Raw genomic sequence first — 14,123 nt, 5'->3', positions numbered from 1 at the left:
CTCTGTGAAACGCTTTTATTTAATCCTTTATAATTTTGGAAACCTTTCATTGTTCTGGATTTATGTGCTATATTTAATAATTGGAGGAGGAATGAACAATGGCGGGACATTCCAAGTGGCATAATATTAAGAGAAGAAAAGAGAGTCAGGATGCTAAACGCGCCAAAATTTTTACTAAGCTTTCAAAAGAAATTTTTGCTGCAGTTAGAGAAAGTGGAACGGATCCAAATACAAATTTAAGGCTGCGCATGGCTTTGACAAAAGCGAAAGCGGAAAATATTCCAAATGATAATATTGAAAGAACGATAAAAAAAGCAGCAGGCGAATCAGGCAGTGTGCAATACGAAGAGATAACATATGAAGGCTACGGTCCAGGAGGGGCTGCAGTCATGGTTCAAGCTCTTACCGATAACAAAAACCGCTCAGCGGCAGATATTCGTCATGCATTTACAAAGCATGGAGGGAACTTGGGTGAAAATGGCTGTGTTTCCTTTCTTTTTGATAAAAAGGGCCAATTATTTATTAGTCGTACAGAAGATATTGATGAAGATGAACTTATGCTTGAAGCGATTGAGGCAGGAGCCGAAGAGTTTGAATCAGACAAAGAAAATTTCTTCATTCAAACAGCTCCAGAAGAATTTGAAAACGTAAAACAAAAATTAGAAGAAAATAACTTTCGTTTTTCAAAAGCAGAAGTAACAATGATACCGCAGACCTACGCTGAAGTTACTGATGAACATGCAGAAAAAATGTTAAAAATGATTGATGCATTAGAAGATAACGATGATGTGCAAAGCGTGTATCATAATTTTGAAATAAATGAAGAACAGCTTTCTAGAGTGGCTTATGAATAATGGCGGCATAAAAACCTTTTTTATGGGGGATCCTTTCCATAAAAAAGGTTTTTCTAAAAAGGTAAGAAATTATAAACATTTGGCGTTTTTGATGTCTAGCTTCAGCGCCCAGCCGCTCAGGCGCACACGATAAAGAGGAACTTTTGCTAGACCGCGAACGTCCTGTCGCAACGCAAAAGTCAACACCTCTTGTACAAGCCAGTTCAGCGTTGTCACTGGACGTACTTCCACACGATGTGGTGACTTCTACGTTGCACACTCGTCGCCAAAAACGCCACGTCCTGTGGCATTGGCGACATTAGCACATCCTATGCGTCGACGTGTGCGATCTTAGGAGAAGTTTATTAAAATGAGCTGAACGTCTTATGTCTTCCCTTTCGACTCCGGGCTGCAGGCGACCCTGCGCGAAAGCTCCAGAACCTGTCGCGGCTGACCAGGGCGCTTGCGCTTTTCTTAAGAAAACTTTTATGACATCACTGTCCATCAATAATTTTTATCCTTCAATAGAAAGAAAAGAAAAAGGAGATAGTATATGTTAATTTCAGTAACTCGATATATTATAACGATACTTTTGACTGGAACAATCCTTTTATCATCTCAAGCAGGAGCTGAAACGGATAATTATCACGCTCGTTATCCTGCAATCTATGAAGTGATATTAGAAAAAGAAACATCAAATGGTTTGGTCGTAACAGAAAAAAAATACGAGACGGTATGGGCAGTGGAAGATTTCTGGAGTAAGTATCAAAATTGGGAATTAATCGATCAAAAACAAGATCAAATAATTTTAAGAAAACCATATGAAAAGCATTAATATGATTTTCATTATGACTGCAGTTTGCTATTATTAAAGAAAGCATGTTCGCGTTTATGAGGAAAGGAAGTAACTTGTTTTGTATGAATTTCTTAGAGGATCGGTTGTTCACACAGAAAGAGAAACATTAACATTAGAAGTAAATAACATTGGGTATCTTATTTATTGTGCAAACCCGTTTGTTTTTGATAAAAAAGACCAAGAGATCATCATTTATACATATCAATATGTTCGAGAAGATGTTTTGCGATTGTACGGGTTTGCATCTAGAAAAGAAAGAGGATTATTTGAACTTCTATTACAAGTATCAGGAATTGGACCTAAAGGAGCGCTTGCAATTCTTGCAGCGGGAGCACCAGCTCAAGTGATGCAGGCAATTGAAGAAGAAAATGATAAATTTCTGGTCAAGTTTCCCGGAGTCGGTAAAAAAACAGCTAGACAAATGATACTCGACTTAAAAGGAAAGCTTCAGGATATCATTGGAAACTCTGCTGGTTCCACTTTAGATTTAAAGGATGAGCCAATACACTCCATCGAAGAAGATGATGAATTAGAAGAAGCTTTAGAAGCACTAAGAGCCTTAGGCTATGGAGAAAAAGAAATTGCAAAAGTAAAACCTAAATTAAAAAAGGAAAATTTGAGTGCGGATGAATATGTAAGAAAAGCATTACAATGGATGCTTGCTTAAAATAATTTTCAACACATTTATGTGGAAAAACCGGTTTGTTTTTTGAAAATTAGTTGAGAATGTTTGCCATTTTTAAGAAGTGCTCATTAAGAAGGCTTGGCATAACATATTAGTTTGATGAGTTAAAGCAAGCAGCAGGTGGTGTTAATATGGAAGAACGCGTGGTTTCACAGGAAGCTCATGGAGAAGAAGATATCGCAGAAAGCAGCATTAGGCCGATAGATTTTTCTCAATACATCGGTCAGGAAAAAGTAAAAGAAAATCTTGAAGTCTTCATAGAAGCGGCAAAAATTCGTGAAGAGTGCCTTGATCATGTCCTTTTGTATGGCCCCCCGGGACTTGGGAAAACAACCCTTGCAATGATTATTGCAAATGAAATGGGAGTAAACATTAGGACAACCTCAGGCCCTGCTGTAGAACGTCCTGGTGATTTAGCCGCCGTGTTAACTGCACTAGAACCGGGCGATGTCCTATTTATAGATGAAATCCACCGTTTGCCTCGTTCTGTTGAAGAAGTATTATATCCAGCCATGGAAGATTTTTGTATAGACATAATTATTGGGAAAGAATCAACAGCAAGATCTGTTCGCTTAGACCTTCCTCCTTTTACGCTTGTAGGAGCGACGACGCGGGCCGGTATGCTGTCTTCCCCTTTAAGAGACCGTTTTGGGGTGCATTCTAGACTCGAATATTACAACGAAACAGAACTTGCAAAAATAGTTAATCGCAGTGGTGAATTATTGGGTGTTCAAATAGAAGAAGATGCAGCTCTAGAACTGGCAAGGCGGTCAAGAGGTACACCAAGAATTGCGAACCGTTTATTAAGAAGAGTCAGGGATTTTGCTCAAGTAAAAGGAAGCAGCAAAGTCTCTTTAACGCTTGCTGGCACAGCCCTTGAAAGATTACAAGTTGATCGACTTGGGTTAGATGAGGTTGATCATAAACTGCTTGTCAGCATTATAGAAAAATTTAGAGGAGGCCCTGTCGGTGTAGAAGCACTTGCGGCAACGATTGGGGAAGAAGCAAACACATTAGAAGACGTTTATGAACCGTACTTAATGCAGATAGGTTTTTTGGTAAGAACACCTCGAGGCCGCATGGTAACAGCACAAGTCTACGAGTATTTGCAAATGGAGGTGCCAGATCGTGGCTGATATACCAAAAATGTTGATCGGTCTTGGTATTGCTCTCATCCTGTTTGGCCTCATTTGGCAGGCAGGAGGAAAATTTATATCCCTTGGTAAATTGCCAGGTGATATCATTATAAAGAAGGAAAACTCTACGTTTTATTTTCCGATCGTTACGTCCATCGTTATTAGCATCGTACTTTCTCTTGTATTTTATATTATAGGCCGCTTCCGTTAACTGCTTGCCATCGTTTCGTTTTTTTTGTACTGTTAGGAAGGTAAGTTATATTGGTAAAAAAGTCTAAGTCATCTTTTGTTTGGGCTCGGGCAAACCAAGTTATTCTATTACACAGATGCAGGTTTGTTTCCTTAATCTCAGGTATTAGAGAGGAAACAGGAGAAAGAGGTTGAAAATAAATGAATGTGGAAGATTTTAATTTCGCGCTGCCAGAAGAATTAATAGCTCAAACCCCCCTAAAAAAAAGAGATGCCTCCCGGTTAATGGTACTAGACCCGGAAACGGCCAATTATAAACATGAAATGTTTCCTGATTTATTAAATTATCTTAAAGAAGGGGATTGTCTTGTTCTTAATGATACAAGAGTCCTCCCTGCCCGTTTGTTCGGAGAAAAAGAAACAGGCGGACAAGTAGAAGTACTCCTCTTAAATCAAGAGCAAGAAGATGAATGGGAAACGTTAATCAAACCAGCTAAGCGAGTGAAACCTGGTACGAAACTTTCCTTTGGAAATGGTAAATTAACAGCAGAGTGTACAGGGGCTTTAGAACATGGCGGAAGAACGCTCCGGTTTGAATATGAAGGTGTATTTTTAGAAATACTCGATGAATTGGGGGAGATGCCGCTTCCTCCTTACATAAAGGAAAAGCTTTCTGATAATGATAGATATCAGACGGTTTATGCAAAACATGATGGCTCTGCTGCGGCTCCTACGGCCGGCTTGCATTTTACAGAAGATCTATTGCATCGTATAAAAAAAATGGGCGTTCACGTTACTACAGTAACACTCCATGTCGGATTAGGTACGTTTCGTCCGGTGGCTGCTGAAACTATAGAAGATCATCATATGCATGCAGAGTTTTATCAAATAAGTGAAGGTACAGCTAAGCTATTAAATGAAACAAAAGACAATGGAAATAACATTATAGCAGTCGGCACAACTTCTGCGCGAACATTAGAGACAGTTGCCCAAAAGGAACAGGGAAGATTTAAAAAAGATTCAGGCTGGACAGATATTTTTATTTATCCTGGCTACTGCTTTCAAGGAATAGATGCGCTTCTTACCAATTTCCACCTGCCAAAGTCTACACTTGTAATGCTTGTTAGCGCTATGGCAGGAAGAGAGTTTTTATTATCTTCATATGAAGAAGCAGTTAAAGAACGTTATCGGTTCTTTAGTTTTGGCGATGCTATGCTTATTATGAAAGGAAGTCACAAAACATGGCGGCAGTGACATACGAACTGATTAAAACATGTAAACAATCAGGAGCAAGATTAGGGAAAATCCACACTCCTCACGGTGCAATTGACACTCCTATCTTCATGCCCGTAGGTACATTGGCTACGGTTAAGACGTTAAGTCCCGAAGAATTAGATGATATGGCAGCACAGATTATTTTAAGTAATACATATCACTTATGGCTTCGTCCTGGAGAAGATATCATTGCTGAAGCCGGCGGCCTTCATTCTTTTATGAATTGGGATAAGCCAATACTTACAGACTCAGGCGGTTATCAGGTTTTCAGCTTAAGTAAACTTCGAGATATTAAAGAAGAAGGGGTACATTTTAGAAATCATATTAGCGGCGAAAAACTATTTCTATCTCCTGAGAAAGCAATGAACATTCAAAATGCGCTTGGGCCTGATATTATGATGGCATTTGATGAATGTCCGCCATATCCTGCTGATAGGGATTATATGAAAGCTTCTGTTGAACGTACTACAAGGTGGGCAAAACGTTGTTTAGAAGCTCATCAAAGACCAAATGATCAAGCTTTATTTGGTATTGTTCAAGGTGGAGAATATGAAGATTTAAGGAAACAATCTGCAAATGATTTGATTTCTTTAGACTTTCCGGGTTATGCTGTAGGCGGATTATCTGTAGGGGAACCTAAAGATGTCATGAATGAAGTATTGGACTTTACTACTCCGCTTTTACCAGTAAACAAGCCCCGGTACTTAATGGGGGTAGGTTCAGCAGATTCTCTAATTGATGGGGCAATTAGAGGAATAGACATGTTTGATTGCGTCTTGCCAACTCGAATTGCTAGAAATGGTACATGCATGACTAGCAGAGGACGGCTTGTAGTACGTAATGCAAAATATACACGGGATTTTCGTCCGCTTGATGAGCAGTGTGATTGTTATACATGTAAAAATTATTCGCGAGCTTATATTAGACATCTAGTTAAGTGCAATGAAACATTTGGTTTCAGACTTACTTCTTACCATAATCTTTATTTCCTGTTAAAATTAATGCAACAGGTACGTGAAGCTATTGAAAATGACAGGCTGCTTGATTTTAAAGAGGAGTTTTTTGAACAATACGGATTTTACAGCCAGAATGCTAAAAATTTTTAAAGGAAGAAGCGCTGTATTTCAGCTTCACTAATGGAAGGCTATGAAGGGAGGGAAAATAATGGAAGCAATTATTATGCTGGTGCTCATGTTTGCTATTTTTTATTTCTTGCTGATCCGTCCGCAGCAAAAACGACAAAAACAGGTTCGGGAAATGCATTCCAACTTGCAAAAGGGAGACCGCATTGTCACCATCGGCGGTTTGCATGGGACGATTGATGCGTTAGATGAAAACAAAATTGTTCTTCTTGTAGAGAATAATCAAAAGCTGACTTTTGACCGCAATTCTGTACGCGATGTCGTTAATGAGGACTAATAGGTCTTCATTTACATAAGTAAGGTGCAAACAAGTCTCTTTTTGACAATGTCTCAGAAATGAAAAGATTAGCTTCAATAGGACTGTCTCAAAAGGTTAGTTTAGGGTATGTTATCTAGCAACTGGAATATGTGATACTACTCTGCGGGAAATAGGGAAGTGTAAAGATCTCGCAGTTATTTGCGGCTCGCAGATAGTGAATATATTCCAGTTGCGCGTGCCGAGAAACTGACTTTTGGGACAGCCTCTTCACTACATAATTATTAAAGGGAAACAGCGTTTACTCCAATTGCCCCTCCGATTGCGGATGAAGCGAGAAAACTAGAGAAAAAAACGGCTTGCATACCTGATAAGGAACTGTCATACCCAAGATATTGAAATAATATGACAATACATAGGACTCCCGCAGCTGTTAACATACCAGTGAACATTCCCTTTTCCTTTGCCCTTAGACCTGAAATAAATCCCCCTATTCCAAAACTAATGAGAGCCAATATAAATAATAACCATTGGATGGATCCTTCAGATATAGCTGTGAATCGAAGCATTACAGAAAAGATAATGCTGCAGCCAATGAGCAGTCCGATAATGACAACCATACCTGCCCCTATTGCATTAAAACGGCTAGAACGCTCCATAATTCTCCCCCTTTATTTCCTGTTAATTAAGATATATGGACAAGGAGACGAAAATAGAAGAAGTTTGTTTTGGCAGCAGCCATTTTTTCATACATCGTAAGAAAAAGTGGTAAAGTGTATAAGCAAACGACGGCATCTCAACGTATAAGACATTGCAGTGTTTCCTTTATACTTTACAAAGGAGTCAAACCAAGTTTTTCATAAAAACAAATTATCAGTTCAAAAGAGTGCTCTCTATACATAAGCTAGTACAAACCCGTAAAAAGGTGGTAGCTTAAGTGGAAGAAGTAGCACTTGCTCTTTTCATATTCATGATTAGTTATTTTTTTCTTATTACCGAAAGAGGCGACCGTGCTTTAGTAGCTTGTGCAGGCGGTTTGCTTATGGTTATTTCCGGAGTGCTTGATCTAGCTCATGTTTTCTTTCGGTACATAGATTGGCATACGATTGCCTTATTGTTATCTATGATGATCATTGTATCTATAAGCAGTCAGAGTGGATTGTTTCAATTTGCGGCTATAAGGACAGCTCAACTAGTAAAAGGAAGGCCTTTGCCGCTCCTTGTATTACTATCTTTCCTAACAGCAGTGGGCTCTGCATTTCTTAATAATGTTACAACCGTCCTGCTTATTACACCTGTGGTATTCACATTAACGAACATGCTGCGTTTAAAAACACTTCCTTTTCTTATGGCTATTATTATTTCATCAAACATAGGCGGAACGGCTACATTAATTGGAGACCCGCCAAATTTAATGATTGGACAGGCAGCGAAAGATTTATCATTTAATGATTTTCTAGTGCATCTAGGACCTCCTTCGGTCATCATTTTTGTACTTGCTATGACAGGACTTGCCCTATATTACAAAAATGTGTTGAAACGAAAAAACAGTCAGGAAGCAAGACAGAATTTAATGGATCTTATAGCAGCCGATTTTATTACGAGCAAATCGCTCTTAAAAAAATCAGTATGGGTACTGTTTTTGACGATATCAGCTTTTTTGCTTCAGCCTTTGCTTAAAGTGGAATTAACAGCGATAGCGATGGGAGGAGCCCTCTTTTTAATGTTTTTAACACAAAAAGAAGCAAACCCTGAAGCTATCTTTAAACAAATAGAATGGACGACCATTTTCTTTTTTGCAGGGCTGTTTATGCTCGTAGGAGGTCTTGAAGAAACTGGTTTATTAGAAGAATTGGCTAGAGGCATAATATTTATGACAGAAGGAAATATGACAAAGACATCTTTATCATTGTTATGGATTTCTGGAATCGTATCTGGTTTTGTAGATAATATTCCGTTTGTAGCAGCAATGATACCTGTAATACAGGAATTAGAAGGTTATGGAATGGGAGATCTTGAGCCAGTGTGGTGGGCATTAGCGCTTGGAGCGTGCCTTGGAGGGAATGCTACTCTCATTGGGGCAACGGCTAATGTTATTGTTGCAGGTTTGGCTTCCAAACAAGGAAAGGGTTTCAGTTACCTTGATTTCTTTAAGATCGGCGCACCTACTGCTCTTGTTTCACTGATTGTTTCCACCCTTTACGTTTATTTACGTTATCTATTGCTTTACTAAACAATACATGTATATCAGGATGATAGGTAACAATAACGGAGACGAATTGAGACAAGAAGGTGTAGAATGTGGAGGTCTTGACTATTGTGCTGCGTACCATCCTCGTATATTTGTTCTTATTGATCATTTTGCGAGTGATGGGGAAAAGAGAAATCGGGGAGCTGTCTGTTTTAGATTTTGTGGTATCTATTATGATTGCTGAACTAGCTGTCGTATCAATAGATAATGTCACTATCCCAGTTTTTGAAGCGTTTACTCCAATTATTGTGCTCTCTATCATTCAAATAGTATTGGCGTATTTATCTTTAAAAAGTCCAAAACTGCGGCACCTTATTGATGGAAAACCTGCCGTTTTAATTAAAGACGGAAAAATAAATGAAAAAGAAATGAAAAAGCAACGATACAATTTTGATGATTTGCTCATGCAAATTAGAGAAAAAGATATTAAAGATGTGTCAGACGTAGAATTTGCTATACTAGAGCCTTCTGGTGATTTGTCTGTGTTTGAAAAACCAAACGAAGAGGATGAACAGGAATACTCCTATCCGATCCCCTTAGTCATTGACGGTGAAATTCAAATTGAGCAGCTGGGAATGGCAAATAAAGACGAATTATGGCTTCGCAGAGAATTACGAAAGGCTGGAATTGACAATTTAAAGGCTGTCTCTTACTGCGTATTGCAGGAAAATGGGATATTATATATAGATTTAAAAGAAGAGTAGATCAACCGCCTACAGTTTAGGAACGAGCTTTTTAAGCTGGTTCCATTTTATTATTCCGGCTGAGATTAAAAGAATAAAATACAGACCTGCAGACAGCGATCCTGCAGCTGCGGTTTGTATAAAAGCCGTTTGTTCTTCTAAAAAATGGTTAACAATTATTTGTGTACCGATTACAGATGAAAGAGCTGTTAGAATAACCAAAAAACAATATCCAGCTTCAAAAATAAATCCTACAGTTTTAGAGACCACATAAAGATGAAGCAGTGTAACGAGCATCATATTGATAGCAACAGCTAAAGCAGCACCCTTAATGCCCAGTTCAGGCTGTGATGTAAGAACAAAGAGAGCAGCCATTTTAATAACAGCACCGACAAACGTATTTATCATCGCAGATCTTGCAAGGTTAAGCCCTTGTAATACAGCTTGTAGAGGGCCTTGCAAGTATAGAAAAATACTGAATGGAGCCAGGATCTTAATATAATATGCTGTATGCGGGGCATCATACATGACTGTCATTACTAATTCTGCAAAGACATATAAAAAGAGAGATGAAAACACCCCAGCTAATAACGCAGTCCTAAGCGTTTGGCGGAGTCTATTTTGAATAACTGCGTAATTTTTATTAGCTGCAGCTTCGCTGACAGCAGGGACTAATGTGACAGAAAAAGAATAGGTAATAAATGTAGGTAAAAACAAAAGAGGTATCACAAACCCGCTTAGTTCACCGTATTGAGCTGTCGCTGCAGCTGTAGCTACCCCGGCGAGGGCAAGGCTTTGAGCAATGATAATCGGTTCGAAAAACAATGATATAGAACCAATCATACGGCTTCCAGTAGCTGGCAAAGCAATAGCCATTAAATTTTGAAAAGTAGTCTTGCTTTCTTTAACTGCCTCTAGAAATTGATTTCTTACTTTTAATGGTTTATTGCTTTTAAAACATTTCATCATATACAGTAACGAAACAAGTTCTCCTGCCACAACAGAAAGCATTGCGCCAGCTGCAGCATATTCCAGTCCATAGGGGAGTAATGCTTTTGTACATACGGCTACCAGGGAAATACGCACCGTTTGTTCTAATACTTGTGAAATGGCTGTTGGTTTCATATTCTGTCTTCCTTGAAAGTATCCTCTCAATACTGCAGAAACAGCTACAATCGGGATGATAGGAGTAATAGCAATTAAAGGATAAAGGGCACGATCGTCTGTTAAAAAATATTTTGCAAAGAAAGGCGCTGCTGTTAGTAAAGCAATAGTGAAGAGAACACTTAACGTCCCTGTAACACAAAGCGACACTACAAGTACTTTTTTCATTTTCCGGGTGTCATTTTGAATTTCTGCTTCGGCAATTAGTTTAGATATCGCAACAGGAAGGCCTAATTGTGTTAAGGTAATAATAAGTAAAAGAGACGGAAAAGCCATCATATACAGGCCTACACCTTCAGCGCCTAATATCTTAGCAGTAATAATTCTATTTAAAAAGCCAAGAATGCGAGTAACTAAACCAGCAATAATTAATATTATCGTTCCTTGAATAAAGGTTTGTTTCATCCTTTCGCCCCCGTCTTTTTTCACAGTGCAACCTTTCTTAAGGCTACTGTATCTGTAAGTAAAGAAGCACCGAAGCCAGTACCTCTATTACATTTCAAACCATAATTAAGAGGGATGTTATCAATCCACTTATCGTATTTGCGGGCCTGTACTATGGAAAATGCTCATCGTGGAAATTGTGATCTATGGTCATTAACCTCTGCTTCTAGAAATGTATATGCAAAAAGTCCGGACAGGCATGACATTTTTTTAATGAAGAAAAACTTGGGAGGAACTATTATGTGTGAGCAGCAATTTGAAGTTTGGAAGTCAGACGCTGAACCGGCGTTAAGAAGTAAAGTTGAGGAGTTTCAACTAATGGGATATAATCATGCAGATAAAGAGGAAGTGTGGAAGTGTGTTATTGAAAAATTGAAAAAGAAAAAAGATTACGTGCGCTTTCATGTACTAATCAATGCAATATTAACGTTAAGACTTAGTGAATACATGAACAGATTAACAATTTCTGCATATAAGGAGAGCCGCACCTCAAATTTAAATAACGTAATGGATGAAATTGAAAACCATACTTCAAATAAACGTCATTTGACATGAAAAACCAGGCATCAGTATAATTAAAATGCTGCTTCATAGGCAATCTTTTACATAGTTTTTTTAATAAAAAGAAGTTTATAAAGAACAGAAATGCCCAGCCGCTCGGCCCCACACGAGATGGGGTCGTTTAGTGTTGCCACAAGGCTTATGTCTGCAGGTGAAGTGGGTGCTGTGGGCGGACAGGACGTTTGCAAATGCAGCAGGAGTTCTTTGGTTTTAACTGAACTTCCCTATTCCCAGGGTGTTTGTGCTTTTTATAGGTGGTCTAATTTAGTTGTAACACACCCGGTTTTAGTCAGCCTTTTCCCTGTTTTTAAACAGCATCAGGGAACTGGCCGAAGGAGGATGAAAGCATTAATGGTGAAAAAATCGAGAATTGTGGCTTTTTTTGTGATTATTGCCCTTTTGGGTGGAATCATTTCACAAACAGTCATGAACACCGCAAAAGGAATTAATTTAGGACTGGATTTACAAGGTGGTTTTGAGATTTTATATGAGGTGAATCCAGCGGAAGATGGAGCAGAAATTACAGAAGAAACGTTACAGTCAACAGTAAGCGCCTTAAATCAAAGAGTTAACGTGCTCGGAGTTTCAGAACCGAATATTTCCATTGAGGGAGAAGACCGGATTAGAGTACAGCTTGCCGGTGTAGAAGATCAGCAGACAGCTCGTGAACTTCTGGCTACAGAAGCTGACTTAAGCTTTAGGGATGTAGATGACAATGAACGTCTTTCTGGTGAAGATCTTGAAGAGAATGGAGCAAGTGTAGGCTTTGATCAATCTAATCAACCGGTGGTAACGGTAACGTTAAGAGATGGCAATGCTTTTGGGGAAGTAACGGAAGACATTATTAATGATTATAGTCCGCCTAACAACCGTCTTGTCATTTGGCTGGATTATGAAAAAGGAGACTCTTTTGTAGAAGAATCCCAACAAGAGGAACCTAAATACTTATCAGCCCCGACTGTGAATCAGCCTCTTTATCATAAAAATATACAAATAGAAGGTAATTTTGAATTAGAAGAAGCAGAGTTTTTAGCAGAAGTCCTTAATTCCGGTTCTCTTCCAGTAGAGCTTGAAGAAATTTACTCTAATGCTGTTGGTGCTTCTCTTGGGGAAGATGCGATGGAAAAAACAATATTTGCTGGTTTTATTGGTATAGGCCTTATATTGGCATATATGATGGTATACTATCGTTTTATGGGAGTGGTTGCAGCAATCACCCTTAGTGCTTATATTTATATTGTCCTGACGATATTTAATTGGATGGAAGGCGTGCTGACGCTCCCTGGTATTGCTGCTCTCATTTTAGGGGTAGGTATGGCAGTGGATGCTAATATCATTACATATGAAAGAATAAAAGAAGAGATCAGGTCTGGAAGGTCTATTATGTCAGCATTTAAATCAGGTTCTAGAAGGTCGCTTTCAACTATTCTAGATGCTAACATTACAACGATTCTTGCCGCAGGAGTCCTGTTCTATTACGGAACCAGTTCTGTACAAGGTTTTGCGGTTATGCTTATCGTTAGTATATTAACAAGTTTTCTAACGGCTGTTTATGGATCGAGGCTGCTGTTGGGATTATGGGTGAAAAGCAGAATATTTAACAAGAAGCCGCGTGTTTTTGGAGTAAAGGAGAGTGAAATCAATGAACTTTAAGACAAATAAACGTGTTCGTTTTGTTAAACACCGTAAAAAGTTCTTTTTGTTTTCTCTCGTCTTTACGCTGGCTGGAATTATTTTATTATCAACAGCAGGATTAAATCTCGGTATTGATTTTGAGAGCGGCTCAAAAGTAGAGGTATTGGCAAATGAAACATTAACAGAGGAAGAAGTATATGAACAGTTTGCTGAAGCTGGAAGTGGATATGAGCCGGATGATGTAACGCTTGCAGGAGACAATAATGAAATGGCTTATGCAAGTTTTATTGGAACGTTAGATCAAGCGGAAATAGCGGAAATTCAAAATTATTTTGTTGATCAATATGACAACGAACCAAGTGTGAGTACGGTTTCTCCGCAGGTTGGTCAAGAATTAGCTAAAAATGCTCTCATATCTGTGCTTATAGCTTCAATAGGGATCATTATTTATGTGAGTATTCGTTTCCAATTTTTATATGGCGTAGCGTCAATCGTTGCTTTACTGCATGACGCCTTTTTTATCATTGTCGTGTTTTCGATTGTGCAGTTTGAAGTGAACGTCCCATTTATTGCAGCGGTGTTAACGATTGTAGGTTATTCTATCAATGATACAATTGTTACGTTTGACCGCATTAGAGAAAATATGAACGAAAAAGAAGAAATAAGAACCTTTGATGATTTGGCCGAAGTCGTAGATGTGAGTTTGAATCAAACATTAACAAGGTCTATCAACACGGTGTTAACCGTTGTGTTTGCAGCTGTTTGTATATTTCTTCTTGGCGGTGAAGCTATTCGATCCTTTTCTTTTGCTTTAGTTATAGGATTGATAGCAGGTACCTATTCTTCGTTGTTTTTAGCATCCCAGTTATGGCTCGTTTGGAAATGGAAAAGTTTGGAACGTGAGAAGAACAAGCCAAAGAAAGAAGATCCAGAGGATTTAGAGCCTGAAGTATAATCTTTTAAAAGGTCATGGTACATACCATGGCTTTTTAATTGGTATAATTTAAAAGACA

Annotated in this window: 15 protein-coding genes; 13 read left to right on the top strand and 2 right to left on the bottom strand. The window is 38.6% G+C overall.

What is annotated here, in order from left to right:
* Positions 1–98 precede the first annotated feature (98 nt).
* From FZF09_RS15680 to yajC, 8 genes are all read left to right on the top strand, one after another.
* Positions 99–854 (top strand): YebC/PmpR family DNA-binding transcriptional regulator, encoded by a 756-nt coding sequence (locus tag FZF09_RS15680; protein ID WP_158737550.1) that lies wholly within the window; start codon positions 99–101, stop codon positions 852–854.
* A gap of 532 nt (positions 855–1,386) precedes the next feature.
* Complete coding sequence (locus FZF09_RS15675) at positions 1,387–1,668, top strand: BofC N-terminal domain-containing protein (protein WP_158737549.1); 282 nt, start codon at positions 1,387–1,389, stop codon at positions 1,666–1,668.
* Between the two features lie 79 nt (positions 1,669–1,747).
* Positions 1,748–2,356: a Holliday junction branch migration protein RuvA gene (ruvA, locus tag FZF09_RS15670; RefSeq protein ID WP_158737548.1), complete on the top strand. Its 609-nt coding sequence runs from the start codon at positions 1,748–1,750 to the stop codon at positions 2,354–2,356.
* 149 nt (positions 2,357–2,505) lie between these two features.
* Positions 2,506–3,510 (top strand): Holliday junction branch migration DNA helicase RuvB, encoded by a 1,005-nt coding sequence (gene ruvB / locus FZF09_RS15665; RefSeq protein ID WP_158737547.1) that lies wholly within the window; start codon positions 2,506–2,508, stop codon positions 3,508–3,510.
* Positions 3,503–3,721 (top strand): DUF2905 domain-containing protein, encoded by a 219-nt coding sequence (locus FZF09_RS15660; protein WP_158737546.1) that lies wholly within the window; start codon positions 3,503–3,505, stop codon positions 3,719–3,721. Before ruvB ends, FZF09_RS15660 begins: the two co-directional genes overlap by 8 nt.
* Positions 3,722–3,900: 179 nt before the next feature.
* The gene (gene queA, locus FZF09_RS15655; protein WP_158737545.1) at positions 3,901–4,953 is read left to right on the top strand and encodes a tRNA preQ1(34) S-adenosylmethionine ribosyltransferase-isomerase QueA; all 1,053 of its coding nucleotides are present in this window, start codon (positions 3,901–3,903) and stop codon (positions 4,951–4,953) included.
* Positions 4,941–6,080 carry a tRNA guanosine(34) transglycosylase Tgt gene (gene tgt / locus FZF09_RS15650; protein WP_158737544.1) on the top strand — a complete coding sequence of 380 codons (1,140 nt, stop codon included), beginning with the start codon at positions 4,941–4,943 and terminating at the stop codon, positions 6,078–6,080. The genes queA and tgt overlap by 13 nt, the downstream gene beginning before the upstream one ends.
* 58 nt (positions 6,081–6,138) lie before the next feature.
* On the top strand, positions 6,139–6,393 hold the full coding sequence (gene yajC, locus FZF09_RS15645) for a preprotein translocase subunit YajC (protein ID WP_091586957.1): 255 nt from the start codon (positions 6,139–6,141) through the stop codon (positions 6,391–6,393).
* Between the two features lie 263 nt (positions 6,394–6,656).
* Here yajC and FZF09_RS15640 read toward each other — a convergent pair whose 3' ends face one another.
* Positions 6,657–7,031 (bottom strand): TIGR04086 family membrane protein, encoded by a 375-nt coding sequence (locus FZF09_RS15640; protein WP_158737543.1) that lies wholly within the window; start codon positions 7,029–7,031, stop codon positions 6,657–6,659.
* 278 nt (positions 7,032–7,309) lie between these two features.
* Between FZF09_RS15640 and FZF09_RS15635 the strand changes: the two genes are divergently transcribed.
* Both FZF09_RS15635 and FZF09_RS15630 read left to right on the top strand, forming a co-directional pair.
* A complete protein-coding gene (locus FZF09_RS15635) occupies positions 7,310–8,605 on the top strand; it encodes an ArsB/NhaD family transporter (RefSeq protein WP_158737542.1) in 1,296 nt (431 codons plus the stop codon).
* 68 nt (positions 8,606–8,673) lie between these two features.
* Positions 8,674–9,327 (top strand): DUF421 domain-containing protein, encoded by a 654-nt coding sequence (locus tag FZF09_RS15630; RefSeq protein WP_158737541.1) that lies wholly within the window; start codon positions 8,674–8,676, stop codon positions 9,325–9,327.
* 9 nt (positions 9,328–9,336) lie between these two features.
* On the opposite strand, the gene spoVB is transcribed toward FZF09_RS15630, so the two are convergent.
* Positions 9,337–10,875: a stage V sporulation protein B gene (gene spoVB / locus FZF09_RS15625; protein ID WP_158737540.1), complete on the bottom strand. Its 1,539-nt coding sequence runs from the start codon at positions 10,873–10,875 to the stop codon at positions 9,337–9,339.
* 153 nt (positions 10,876–11,028) lie between these two features.
* On the opposite strand from spoVB, the gene FZF09_RS15620 reads away from it, so the two are divergent.
* The 3 genes from FZF09_RS15620 (at position 11,029) to secF (ending at position 14,065) form a co-directional block, all read left to right on the top strand.
* Entirely contained in the window at positions 11,029–11,469 is a 441-nt protein-coding gene (locus tag FZF09_RS15620; protein ID WP_233269524.1) for a post-transcriptional regulator, read from the top strand.
* A gap of 357 nt (positions 11,470–11,826) precedes the next feature.
* Positions 11,827–13,128, top strand: coding sequence for a protein translocase subunit SecD (gene secD / locus FZF09_RS15615; protein ID WP_158737622.1), 1,302 nt, complete (start codon positions 11,827–11,829; stop codon positions 13,126–13,128).
* Entirely contained in the window at positions 13,118–14,065 is a 948-nt protein-coding gene (gene secF / locus FZF09_RS15610) for a protein translocase subunit SecF (RefSeq protein WP_158737539.1), read from the top strand. The genes secD and secF overlap by 11 nt, the downstream gene beginning before the upstream one ends.
* Positions 14,066–14,123: the final 58 nt, after the last annotated feature.

Origin of the sequence: Alteribacillus sp. YIM 98480, assembly GCF_009765375.1 — a bacterium.
Classification (GTDB): domain Bacteria; phylum Bacillota; class Bacilli; order Bacillales; family Marinococcaceae; genus Alteribacillus.
This window is presented reverse-complemented; position numbering and strand designations above follow the sequence as displayed.

Bases quoted from the DNA above. Each gene is read 5' to 3' on its own strand.
- FZF09_RS15680 (WP_158737550.1), top strand. From the start codon at position 99: ATGGCGGGACATTCCAAGTGGCATAATATTAAGAGAAGAAAAGAGAGT.
- FZF09_RS15675 (WP_158737549.1), top strand. From the start codon at position 1,387: ATGTTAATTTCAGTAACTCGATATATTATAACGATACTTTTGACTGGA.
- ruvB (WP_158737547.1), top strand. From the start codon at position 2,506: ATGGAAGAACGCGTGGTTTCACAGGAAGCTCATGGAGAAGAAGATATC.
- queA (WP_158737545.1), top strand. From the start codon at position 3,901: ATGAATGTGGAAGATTTTAATTTCGCGCTGCCAGAAGAATTAATAGCT.
- tgt (WP_158737544.1), top strand. From the start codon at position 4,941: ATGGCGGCAGTGACATACGAACTGATTAAAACATGTAAACAATCAGGA.
- yajC (WP_091586957.1), top strand. From the start codon at position 6,139: ATGGAAGCAATTATTATGCTGGTGCTCATGTTTGCTATTTTTTATTTC.
- FZF09_RS15640 (WP_158737543.1), bottom strand. From the start codon at position 7,031: ATGGAGCGTTCTAGCCGTTTTAATGCAATAGGGGCAGGTATGGTTGTC.
- spoVB (WP_158737540.1), bottom strand. From the start codon at position 10,875: ATGAAACAAACCTTTATTCAAGGAACGATAATATTAATTATTGCTGGT.
- FZF09_RS15620 (WP_233269524.1), top strand. From the start codon at position 11,029: ATGGAAAATGCTCATCGTGGAAATTGTGATCTATGGTCATTAACCTCT.
- secD (WP_158737622.1), top strand. From the start codon at position 11,827: ATGGTGAAAAAATCGAGAATTGTGGCTTTTTTTGTGATTATTGCCCTT.
- secF (WP_158737539.1), top strand. From the start codon at position 13,118: ATGAACTTTAAGACAAATAAACGTGTTCGTTTTGTTAAACACCGTAAA.